Source organism: Microbacterium sp. CPCC 204701 (assembly GCF_004010105.1).
In the GTDB taxonomy this organism is placed as follows: domain Bacteria; phylum Actinomycetota; class Actinomycetes; order Actinomycetales; family Microbacteriaceae; genus Microbacterium.
On the sequence record NZ_RRYE01000093.1, the window covers coordinates 1 to 9102 of the forward strand.

Annotated in this window: 10 protein-coding genes; 3 read left to right on the plus strand and 7 right to left on the minus strand. The window is 70.8% G+C overall.

Features of this window, described 5'->3' with window-relative positions; genetic code table 11:
• The coding region (locus EIO58_RS07895; RefSeq protein WP_205789177.1) for an HRDC domain-containing protein at window positions 1–333 on the plus strand (333 nt) is incomplete at its 5' end.
• Between the two features lie 25 nt (window positions 334–358).
• Here EIO58_RS07895 and EIO58_RS07900 read toward each other — a convergent pair.
• A complete protein-coding gene (locus EIO58_RS07900; protein ID WP_127819076.1) occupies window positions 359–1642 on the minus strand; it encodes a TetR/AcrR family transcriptional regulator in 1284 nt (427 codons plus the stop codon).
• 154 nt (window positions 1643–1796) lie between these two features.
• Between EIO58_RS07900 and EIO58_RS07905 the strand changes: the two genes are divergently transcribed.
• Both EIO58_RS07905 and EIO58_RS07910 read left to right on the plus strand, forming a co-directional pair.
• Window positions 1797–3101, plus strand: coding sequence for an MFS transporter (locus EIO58_RS07905; protein ID WP_127819069.1), 1305 nt, complete (start codon window positions 1797–1799; stop codon window positions 3099–3101).
• Window positions 3101–4936, plus strand: a complete 1836-nt coding sequence (locus tag EIO58_RS07910; protein ID WP_127819070.1) for a glycoside hydrolase family 3 protein — start codon at window positions 3101–3103, stop codon at window positions 4934–4936. The genes EIO58_RS07905 and EIO58_RS07910 overlap by 1 nt, the downstream gene beginning before the upstream one ends.
• A 63-nt stretch (window positions 4937–4999) precedes the next feature.
• Here the strand turns inward: EIO58_RS07910 and EIO58_RS07915 are convergent, their stop codons facing one another.
• The 6 genes from EIO58_RS07915 to EIO58_RS07935 form a co-directional block, all read right to left on the minus strand.
• On the minus strand, window positions 5000–5464 hold the full coding sequence (locus tag EIO58_RS07915; protein ID WP_127819071.1) for a GNAT family N-acetyltransferase: 465 nt from the start codon (window positions 5462–5464) through the stop codon (window positions 5000–5002).
• A 91-nt stretch (window positions 5465–5555) separates the two neighbouring features.
• On the minus strand, window positions 5556–7082 hold the full coding sequence (locus EIO58_RS07920) for a flotillin family protein (RefSeq protein WP_127819072.1): 1527 nt from the start codon (window positions 7080–7082) through the stop codon (window positions 5556–5558).
• Between the two features lie 59 nt (window positions 7083–7141).
• The gene (locus EIO58_RS07925; protein WP_127819073.1) at window positions 7142–7609 is read right to left on the minus strand and encodes an NfeD family protein; all 468 of its coding nucleotides are present in this window, start codon (window positions 7607–7609) and stop codon (window positions 7142–7144) included.
• A gap of 115 nt (window positions 7610–7724) precedes the next feature.
• Window positions 7725–7826 carry a DUF1349 domain-containing protein gene (locus tag EIO58_RS19305; protein ID WP_164861585.1) on the minus strand — a complete coding sequence of 34 codons (102 nt, stop codon included), beginning with the start codon at window positions 7824–7826 and terminating at the stop codon, window positions 7725–7727.
• A gap of 11 nt (window positions 7827–7837) precedes the next feature.
• Complete coding sequence (locus EIO58_RS07930; protein WP_127819074.1) at window positions 7838–8260, minus strand: DUF1801 domain-containing protein; 423 nt, start codon at window positions 8258–8260, stop codon at window positions 7838–7840.
• Entirely contained in the window at window positions 8257–8850 is a 594-nt protein-coding gene (locus tag EIO58_RS07935; protein ID WP_127819075.1) for an HhH-GPD-type base excision DNA repair protein, read from the minus strand. Before EIO58_RS07935 ends, EIO58_RS07930 begins: the two co-directional genes overlap by 4 nt.
• Between the last annotated feature and the right edge of the window lie 252 nt (window positions 8851–9102).

A 9102-nucleotide genomic window follows, 5' to 3' on the forward strand; every position in this document is an offset into this window, starting at 1 on the left:
GCCGCGGTGCTGCGCGGTGAGGCCCCGGTGCCGCTGCGCCGCGATGTGCTCGGGCGTGCCGGCGGGGCCGCGCGCGTGCGCAAGACCACCGCACCCGACGATCTGGCCCCGGGCGACGTCGCGCTCTTCGAGGCGCTCCGCGCATGGCGCGCCGGTGTCGCGAAAGAGCTCGGGGTTCCCGCCTACATCGTCTTCGGCGACGCGACGCTGCGGGCGCTCGCCCAGCGGCGCCCCTCGAGCCTCGCCGATCTCGACGGCGTCTCGGGTATCGGTGCGAAGAAGCGCGAGGCATACGGCCAGGCCGTGCTCGAGGTCGTAACCACCGCAGCCTGACCGCCTCCGCTTGATCCGCCCGCGATCAATCGCGGGGCATCACGTCGTCGAGGTGTGCGGTGAGCTCGGCGGCGACATCCACCGCGTCGCGGTCGTAGAGCCACTGGTACTGCAAGCCGTCCCACAGGGCGACGAGCCATACGGCCTCGGACTCGGGTTCCCGGTGCGACGGCAGGTCGCCGTCCTTTCGGGCGGCGCGGAACAGCGCCGCGAAATGGTCGATCACTCCTCGGAAGCGGCGCTCGAAGTAGGCGTGCGCCGGGTGGTCGGCGGGCACCGCCTCGCACGAGAGCACCGCGTACACCTCGATGAGACCGGGCGCAGTGCGGGCGTTGTCGGAGGCGCCGAGGGGGAGCCCGCGCAGCTCGTCGGCCGCGCGCTCGGCACGCACGTAGGACTCCCGGGTCTCGATGCGCCGGTCGCGTTCGCTGAGCACGGCGCTCAGGAGCTCTTCCTTCGAGCCGTAGTAGTGCAGCAGGGTCGACTTCGAGACGCCGACGCACTCTGCGATGTCTCGCAGGCTCGTGTCGCCATACCCCTCCTGCGCGAAGAGGCTGCTGGCCCCCTCGAGGATCAGCGCGCGCCGCTCCCGCCCGACTCGATAGCCGACATCGCCGCCGGCGCCGGCAGGGGAAGGAATCGCGAACGAGGGCATCGGAGGCACCGGTGACGCGTCGGCGGCACGACCCGGGTCGCCGGGATCCCGCCAACCGACGGGCAGGGCCAGGGCCTGCTCGTGCGCTCGGAGCGCAGCGACGACATCGACGCGCTCCGGCAGGTACTGCGCGAGCAGCTGGAGCCCGTCCCACGCCGCCGCCAGCCGCACGGCCTCGCCGGCGGGAACACGATCCTGCGCGACCGCGTCGTGCGCGATCGACTCCTCGATCGCGTCGGCCGAGAGCGCTCGGAGCCGTGCATAGCGGTCGCGCATGAGGTCGTGCGCGGGATGAGCGGGGGTGGACCCCTCGCCCGTGAGCGCCGCGAAGAGCGCGAGGTATCCGGGGACGGTCTCGTTGTGCCGCGCGACCTCGCTGTAACCGAGTGTTCCCGGCTCGTCGGCCGCGAGCCGGTCGAGCAGGAGGCGCTCGTTCTCCTTCTCGAACGAGTCCACCACCGCGGCGAGCAGCTCGTCCTTCGTCGCGAAGTGGCGGAGGAGGCCGGGGTGGCTGATCCCGGCAGCCGCGGCGATGTCGCGCAGTGACGTGGCCCGGTACCCGCGCGCGACGAAGCCTTCGTGCGCCGCAGCGATGATCGCGGTGCGCGTGCGCTCGGTGCGCGCGGCGCGCAGCGTTCCCGGCGCCGTCGTCATCACTGCGTGCTCCTCCTCCGCTTCGCAACTCATCCTAGAGAACCCGGGATACCATCCGGTCGTATTTCAGTTACCAAATGGTCGAGATTCATGTATCGTGCCGGAGGGATCGCCTCGCGGCCGAGGGATCTCACCGCTGAGAAAGGACTTCGCGATGACAGAGATGTCTCCCGCCGCAACGGCAGCGGCCGTCGGCACCACCGGCTTCAAGGCTCCGGGCACGACGCCCGCCAAGGCGCCCCGCGGCTACACGCCCGGCCTCGCCGCCGTGAACTTCGGCGTCTACCTGGCGCTGCTGACGCCCGTCATGGTGTCGATGGCCTTCAAGATCCAGCACATCTCGCCGACCCCCGAGCAGGCGACGGGGAGCCTGGGGCTCGTCCTCGGCGTCGGCGCCTTGTTCGCCCTCATCGCGAATCCGCTCGCCGGCCGGCTCTCGGACCGCACCACGTCGCGGTGGGGCATGCGGCGCCCGTGGATCCTCGGCGGCAGCATCGTCGGCCTCGGCGCCTTCGCCCTCATCGGCTCCGCCGGATCGGTGTGGGTGGTGCTCGTGGGGTGGTGCATCGTGCAGGCCTCGATGAACGCGGTGCTCGCCGCGGCGAACGCGACGCTCCCCGACCAGGTGCCCGCCGTCAGCCGCGGCAAGGTCTCGGGAGTCATCGGCATCACCACGCCCCTCGGCATCCTGGGTGGCAACTTCCTGGTGACGTTCCTCTCCGACGACTTCGCGCGCTTCGTCGTTCCGGCAGCCATCGCGGCCATGCTCTCGGTGCTGTTCGTCCTCGTGCTCAAGGACCGTCGCCTCGAGCAGAAGCCGGCCCAGCGGTTCACCGCCGGCCAGTTCTTCGGCTCGTTCGTCTTCAACCCGGTGAAGCACCCCGACTTCGGCTGGACGTGGCTGACGAAGTTCATGGTGATGTTCGGCTACGCCGGGATCGCGACGTTCCTGCCCTTCTACCTCACCGAGAAGTTCCACCTCGACGAGCAGGGCGCGATCACCACGATCCTGGTCGCAAACCTGGCATCGATGGCCGCGATGATGATCTCGGCTCCGATCGGCGGCATCCTCTCGGACCGGATCGGCAAGCGCCGCCCGTTCGTGGCCGTCGCGGGCGTCATCATGGTCGCGGGACTGGTGCTGCTCGCGTTCGCGCCCGACATCACGACGCTCGTCGTCGCGCAGGCGATCATCGGCTTCGGCGCGGGGTCCTTCATGTCTGTCGACCTGGCGCTCGCGACCCAGGTGCTGCCCAACCCCGACGACACCGCGAAGGACCTGGGCGTGCTCAACATCGCCAACGCCCTGCCCCAGTCGATCGCCCCCGCGATCGCCCCCGCGATCATCGCGTTCGGCGCCACCACGGCCCTCGGCGGCTACACCACCTACTACCTCTTCGGCGCGCTCGTCGCCCTCGCCGGCGCCGTGCTCGTCTACCGCATCAAGGGAGTGAAGTGATGACGGATGCCGCGACCCTGACCCCGACCGAGCACCCGGCGTCCGACCGGCCGTGGCTCGACGCGAGCCTGCCTGTCGACGAGCGGGTGGAGCTCCTTCTCGCCGAGATGACTCTGGACGAGAAGGCGGGCCTGTTCTTCCAGGCGATGATCACGATGGGGCCGGACGGCGAGCTCGCCGATGCCGACCCGGTGTTCGGCCTGCCGGCGAACCGCGACTACGTCCTCGGCAAGCGGATGAACCACTTCAACCTGCTCGGCGTGGCACCGACCGCGGGCGCGATCGCGCGCTGGCACAACCGGATGCAGGAGCTGGCGGCATCCACCCGTCTCGGCATCCCCGTGACGATCTCGACCGATCCGCGCCACTCGTTCACCGAGAATCCCGGCGCGGCGATGCTCGCGGGGCCGTTCTCGCAGTGGCCCGATGCGCTGGGTCTCGCCGCGACGCGCGATGCCGCGCTCGTGGAGCGGTTCGGCGACATCGCGCGACAGGAGTACACCGCCGTCGGCATCCGCGTCGCCCTGCACCCTCAGGTCGACCTGGCGACCGAGCCGCGCTGGTCGCGCGCACTGCAGACGTTCGGCGAGGACCCCGAGCTGTCGGGCGAGCTCGGCGCCGCGTACATCCGCGGTTTCCAGAACGGCGGCTCGTTCGGACCCGGCGCCGTCTCTGCCATGGTCAAGCACTTCCCGGGGGGCGGTCCGCAGCAGGACGGCGAAGACCCGCACTTCGCCTACGGCCGCGAGCAGGTCTACCCGGGCGGGCAGTTCGAGCTGCATCTGAAGCCGTTCGAGGCCGCGTTCGAGGCGGGCGTCCGCCAGGTGATGCCCTACTACGGCATGCCGGTCGGCACCGAATACGAGGAGGTCGGCTTCGGCTTCAACAAGTCCGTGCTCACGGGGCTCCTGCGCGAGCGCTATGGGTTCGACGGCATCGTGTGCACCGACTGGGGTCTGGTGACGGATGCCGAGATCATGGGTCAGCCGTTCCCCGCCCGTGCGTGGGGTGTCGAGCACCTGTCGCGCGAGGCGCGCATCATCAAGATCCTCGACGCGGGTGCCGACCAGTTCGGGGGCGAGGCGTGCCCTGAACTGCTCGTCGCGCTGGTCGAGGACGGCCGCATCGCGCAGGAGCGCCTCGACGTCTCGGCTCGCCGACTGCTGCGCGAGAAGTTCGCACTCGGTCTGTTCGACCACCCGTACGTCGACGCCGACGCCGCCGACGCGATCGTCGGCTCGACGGAGTTCCGCGCCGCCGGCGAGGCCGCGCAGCGTGCCGCGATCACGATCCTGGCCAACCGTGCGGCGGGCGGCCCGGCCGCGCAGACCGCCGAAGCACCGCGGCCCGTGCTGCCGTTCACCGCAGGCGTGAAGCTCTACGTCGAAGGCATCACCGCCGAGGCCGCGGCGGCGTACGGCGCGGTCGTCTCCACACCGGCCGAAGCCGACATCGCGGTGATCCGCCTGCAGGCCCCGTTCGAGCAGCGCGGGGAGGGCTTCGAGTCGTTCTTCCACGCCGGTTCGCTCGAGTTCCCGGCCGACGTCGTCGCGCACGTGCGGGAGGTCTCAGCGGTCGTGCCGACCGTCGTCGACGTGTTCCTCGATCGGCCCGCGATCCTCGAGCCGATCGTCGCTGCTGCCCATGCGGTCGTCGCGAACTGGGGGGCGAGCCCTGCGGCCCTGCTCGATGTGCTGACCGGCACGGCTGAGGCCAAGGGGCGGCTGCCGTTCGACATCCCGCGGTCGATGTCGGCGGTCGAGGCATCCCGTCCCGACGTGCCGTTCGACACGGCCGACCCGCTGTTCCGCTTCGGCCACGGCCTTTCACTCTGACGAGGCGACGGATGCCGCGCCGCGACCACGCGGCGCGGCATCCGTCCTCCGAATTCCGGGACGCTAGCCGAGCTCCCGCGAGAGGTAGAACGCCCGCTCGCCGGTGTCGGGCTGCACCAGGTGGAAGCCGTGCCTGTCGTAGAAGCGCAGGGCGTCGACGTCGCCCTCGTCCACATTGACCTCGATCGCCGAGACACCGGACTCGCCGCACTCCTCGACGAGCCGATCGACGATCGCGCCGCCGATGCCGGAGCCGCGAGACCCGGGGGCGACGTACAGTTCGTCGAGCAGGGCGACGGCGCCGGGGTACCAGACGTTGGGTCTCAGGGTCACGAGGGCGAGCCCGGCAGGCGGCTCCCCGCCGAGCAGCGCGAACGTCGCAGGTCCCGCGAGCAGCCGCGTGAGCCGCTCGCGAAGGACCGCGGGTCCCGGCGTCTCGGAATCGAACTCGGTGTTGAAGTCGTGAAGAAGCTGAGCGACGACGCCGGCGTCGTCCGCGGACGCCCGGCGAACGGGTGCGGTGGTCATGCGTCCACCGTAGGGCGATGCGCGCTTCCGCGGCACGACGGATGCCGCGCCGCGGACCTGCGGCGCGGCATCCGTCTGCCGGAAAGGGGTCTCAGCCTGCGCTGCCCACCACTGCCGCAGCGTCGGTGGCCTTCGCGGCGTTCTTCGCGACCGTCTTGGATCCGTCGACCGCGGCGAGGGCGTCGGCGCCGGCGGTCTTGAGCGCGTAGGCCTGCAGCAGCGTGCTGATGTCGAGGCCCGTGAGGCCCTTGACCACGTCGGTGCCCTCGCTGAGCACCCGGCCGACGGTCTTGGTCATCTCGGATGCGCCGTCGGTCGACACCACGGTGAGCTTGTCGATCGATGCGATGGGCTCGGCTGCGGCGCGGACGATGTCGGGCAGGCGCGAGATGATCTCCTGCGCGAGGGCGGCCTCTCCGTACTTCTGGAGCGCGAGTGCCTTGGCGTCGGTCGACGCGGCCTCGGCGAGGCCCTCGGCCTGGATCGCCGAGGCACGCGCCTCACCCTCGGCCTTGATGCCCGCGGCGAGAGCGACCTGCTTGTCGCGCTCGGCCTCACCCGACACGCGCACCGCGGTGGCGGCGGCCTCGGCGTCCTGCACGGCGGCCACCTTGTTCGCCTCGGCGATCTTCGTCCTCTTGTAGGCGTCGGCCTCGGTCGCGGCGTTCGCAGCGTCGCGCTGCGCGTTCGCGCGCTGCACCTCGGCGTAGGCCTCGGCCTCGGCGGGCTTGCGGATGTCGATGTCGAGGCGCTCCTGCGTGACGTTCGCCTGCTCCGACAGCGCGTCACGCTCGAGGAGCGCGACGGCCTTGTCCTGCTCGGCCTTCGCGAGCTGGCCCGCGGCCTCGGCCTCGGCGTTGGCGCGATCGGTCTCGGCCTTGATCGTCGCCTGCTTGAGAGCGAGGGCCTTCTGGCGCTCGGCGATCTGCTCGGCCGCCTCGATGCGAGCGAACTCGCTGGCACGGGACGCCTCGGCCTCGCTGATCTCGGCGACCTGACGGGCGCGGGCCGCCTCGGCGCGGCCGAGGTTCGCAAGGTAGTCGCTGCCGGGAGTCGAGATGTCGCTGATGTTGAGCAGGTCGACCTGAAGGCCCTGCTCGACCAGGTCGGCCTTGGTCTCGGCGACGACGCGATCCGACAGGCTCTTGCGGTCGGAGATGATCTGCTCGATGGTCATGTCGCCGACGATCGACCGGAGCGAACCCTCGAGCGACTCCTTGATGATCTCGGTGAGCAGGTCCTGCTGCGAGAGGAAGCGCTGCGCCGCGCGCCGCACGCCGTCCTCCGTGCCCGACACCTTGAAGTTGATCGACGCCTTGATCGCGATCTTGATGCGGTGCTTGTCGACGCCCTCGACCGTGATGCCGATCTGGCGCTGCTCCAGCGAGATCGAGAAGCCCTGCTGCAGGATCGGCCACACGAACGTGCGACCGCCGATCACAACGCGCTGGCCTGTGCCGATCTCATCGCCCGACGGCCTGCCCGCGCCGCGGCCGACGATGACGAGCGCCTCGTTCGGCGGCACGCGCCGGATGCGCCGCGCGATGAAGGTGATGAGGCCGAGCACCGCGACGATGAGCGCGATCACGGCGATGACCTGGATGAGTTCGTTCGTCATGGACGACCTTTCTTGACGGATGCCGCAGCCGGGCGTCGCGCCCGGCGGCGGGGTGACTGCTACTCGGCGACGACCTTGACGCGGGTGCCGGAGTGCTCGACGACGCGGATGCGGACGCCCTCGGCGATGGTCTCGTCGCTGTACGCGAGCCGGCGTTCGACCTCGTGGGGTCCGTCGAGGCTGACCTCGCCGCCGGCGGGCGAGATGGTGGAGCGCGTGACGCCCGAGAGCCCCAGGGCCGACGTGGGCACGCCGTCCGAGCTCTTGGTCAGCCGCTTCACCAAAAGCACCGAGACGAGGTAGGCCAGGATCGCGAGCACCGCCGCGAGGACGTACGCCCACACCGGGTCGAGGTTCGACGTGTAGGTGAGGGCGCCGGATGCCCCGAACACGACGGCGGCGATGCCCAGCGCGGTTCCCGAGATGGCGCCGTCGCCGATCTCGAAGTGGTCGAAGATGTCGCCCACGATGAGCGAGAGGAGGAGCACGGCGAGGCCGACGCCTCCGACGATCAGGAACGGCAGCATGAGTTGTCTCCACGGCGAGGGGTGGGGGTTTCCTCACCTTATCGGCGGGTGCCGTCGGCGCGTACGGGTCGGCGCCGGCTGTGGACAGCGCCGGGGTGTGCTCAGCGAAGCTCCGTCAGGTTCCAGGGGTGTACCGCACGCGGGTGAAGGTCGCGGTGGCGCCGTCGCCGAGCGGCGCCTGAGCGAGGAACCCTGCGCGGACGGGTGTGTCGGTCAAGGCGCGGGGCGTCAGTCGGTGATCGTGAAGGTCACGCCCTCGGTGTCGTCCGCGAGCACTCGCCGGTAGTCTTCCGCGATGATCTCGCGCAGCACGTCGGAGTCGACCGATTCGAGGTCTTCGATGTACAGGCAGCCGACGCCGGTCTCGTGGGGGCCGAGCTTCGCGAGCTGTTCGGCGTGCGAGTCGGTGCCGAGCAGGTACACCGTCGTCGCCTGCTTGCGCGGTGCGAACCCCGCGATCGGCGAATCGCCCTGAGTGCCCGTCGGATAGCGGTAGTGGCATGACCCGAAGCCGATGATCGTGCCCCACAGCTCGGGTTCGCGCCCGGTGACCTCCGACATCAGCGTCACCATGGTCTCGGCATCCCGCCGGCGCTTCTCGGGCGTCACGCCCGCCACGAAGGCGCCCACGCTGCCACCTGTCCTCTTCATCCGGTCTTCTCCTTCGCGGCTGCCTTCAACGCGCGCTTGTGCTCGCGCACCTTGGTGAGCGACTCGGGCGAGACGATGTCGGCGACGCTGCGGAACGAGTCGTCCTCGCCGTAGGGGGCGGATGCCTCGCGCCAGCCGTCGCCCGTGAAGCCGTACTGCTTGCCGAGCAGGGCCAGGAAGATCTTCGCCTTCTGCTCGCCGAAGCCCGGCAGCGCCTTCAGTCGCTTCAGCACCGTGGCGCCGTCGGGTGCTTCGGCATGCTCGGCGACCGGGGTGGTCCAGATGGCGGCCGCGCTCCCGCCCCAGTCCTGGTCCACCGCGGCGCACAGCGCCTGCACGCGGGCCGCCATCGATCCGGGGAACCGGTGCACGGCGGGCGTCGCCTTGAAGAGCTCGACGAACGCGTCGGGGTCGAAGGTCGCGATGGCGGCGGCATCCAGGGTTCCGGCGCGCTCCGAGATCTTGAGCGGCCCGGCGAAGGCCGTCTCCATCGCCACCTGCTGGTCCAGCAGCATGCCGATCAGCAGCGCGAGCGGGTCGTCGGTCAGGAGGCGATCGGCGGCGGCGTCGCCCGTGATGTGGAGCGTCATGGCCCCAGTCTCGCACCCGCCGTCGGCTCGCGGCATCCCTCTGCGCATGCGCGCCCGCGCGGGACCGGAGCCGCCGATTCGGCTAGGTTTGCAGGACCCACGTCACTGTCAGACGAATCCGCGGAGGACCGAGCCCATGCCCGATCGCCGCGCGCTCTCGTCGACGCGACTTCTGCGCCGGCGCGCGTGGGCCCGCGTCGGCCTCCTCGCGAGCGCCGCGGCCACGATCGCCGTCGCGGTCGCGACGGCGTG

Coding starts and splice junctions, on each gene's coding strand:
- EIO58_RS07915 (WP_127819071.1), bottom strand. CDS start 5,464: ATGACCACCGCACCCGTTCGCCGGGCGTCCGCGGACGACGCCGGCGTC.
- EIO58_RS07900 (WP_127819076.1), bottom strand. CDS start 1,642: ATGACGACGGCGCCGGGAACGCTGCGCGCCGCGCGCACCGAGCGCACG.
- EIO58_RS07905 (WP_127819069.1), top strand. CDS start 1,797: ATGACAGAGATGTCTCCCGCCGCAACGGCAGCGGCCGTCGGCACCACC.
- EIO58_RS07920 (WP_127819072.1), bottom strand. CDS start 7,082: ATGACGAACGAACTCATCCAGGTCATCGCCGTGATCGCGCTCATCGTC.
- EIO58_RS07910 (WP_127819070.1), top strand. CDS start 3,101: ATGACGGATGCCGCGACCCTGACCCCGACCGAGCACCCGGCGTCCGAC.
- EIO58_RS07935 (WP_127819075.1), bottom strand. CDS start 8,850: ATGACGCTCCACATCACGGGCGACGCCGCCGCCGATCGCCTCCTGACC.
- EIO58_RS07925 (WP_127819073.1), bottom strand. CDS start 7,609: ATGCTGCCGTTCCTGATCGTCGGAGGCGTCGGCCTCGCCGTGCTCCTC.
- EIO58_RS07930 (WP_127819074.1), bottom strand. CDS start 8,260: ATGAAGAGGACAGGTGGCAGCGTGGGCGCCTTCGTGGCGGGCGTGACG.